This is a genomic window from Streptomyces sp. x-19 (assembly GCF_046549115.1).
GTDB classification, from domain to species: domain Bacteria; phylum Actinomycetota; class Actinomycetes; order Streptomycetales; family Streptomycetaceae; genus Streptomyces; species Streptomyces albulus_C.
Genome location: NZ_JAJPWK010000102.1, coordinates 1 through 1,000, shown reverse-complemented (window position 1 = coordinate 1,000; position 1,000 = coordinate 1). Strand labels below are relative to the sequence as shown.

Annotated in this window: 2 protein-coding genes; both read right to left on the bottom strand. The window is 66.9% G+C overall.

Annotated elements, in window-relative coordinates:
• Window positions 1-365 (bottom strand): NAD(P)-binding domain-containing protein (locus ACLJT4_RS42440; RefSeq protein ID WP_411130512.1); only part of this gene is annotated, 365 nt, incomplete at its 3' end.
• Between the two features lie 63 nt (window positions 366-428).
• Window positions 429-1,000 (bottom strand): TIM barrel protein (locus ACLJT4_RS42435; RefSeq protein ID WP_411130511.1); only part of this gene is annotated, 572 nt, incomplete at its 5' end.

Here is a 1,000-nt window from a genome sequence, read left to right as displayed (position 1 = left end):
GCGTCCAGAACCCGGATGCCCTTCTCCGCCGCGTTCTTCGCCAGGTCGATGGAGGTCTGCGGCGTGATCGAGGACATGTCGATCAGCAGCGCACCGCTCCTGGCGTTCTCCAAGATCCCCTCGGGACCGTAGGCGATCGCCTCCACCTGCGGCGACGCCGGCACCATCGTGATGATCACGTCCGCCTCGGCGACCGCCTCGGCGATGCTCGCCGCCGCGGTGCCCCCGGCGTCCGCCAGCCGCTGCAGCTTGTCGGCCTCCAGGGTGTAACCGGTCACCGCGTAGCCGGCCTTGATCAGGTTCTCGGCCATGGGCGAACCCATGATGCCCAGCCCGACCCACGCAATCTTCGGCAGGTTGCTCATCGAAAAGCCTCTTTCACACTCAAAACAAAGGGAACCGCAAACGGGACAACGCAGCGCGACCGGCTACCGAGCAGCACGCAAAGGCGCCGGCAACCACGCGAACGACGACGCACTCGGCGCGTCGCCCGGCTTGTACTCCAGGCCGACGAAACCGTCGTAACCGTTCTTCTTCAACCGCCCCAACAACGCCACGAAGTCCAGCGAGCCGGTGCCCGGCGCACCACGGCCCGGGTTGTCGGCGATCTGCACGTGCGCGGTCTTGGCGGTGTAACGGTCGATGACCTCCTCAAGGTCCTCACCGTTCATCGACAGGTGGTACAGGTCCATCAGGAACCGGGCGTTGTCCAGACCGCTCGCGGCATTCACCGCATCCACGACCTCGATCGCCTTCGGCGCCGAAACGATCGGACAGGCCGGCGACTCCGGCGCGTTCAACGCCTCGATCAACAACGTGCCGTCCACCTCGCCCACCGCCCGCGCCGCGAACACCAGGTTCTCCAGCGCCAACGCGTCCTGCTCGGCCGCACCGACCCCCTCGACCCGATTGCCGTACAGCGCGTTGAACGTCGTGCACCCCAGCGACGACGCGAACTCGATCGCCACCGGCACGTTCGCCCGGAACCTCTCCGACTCCG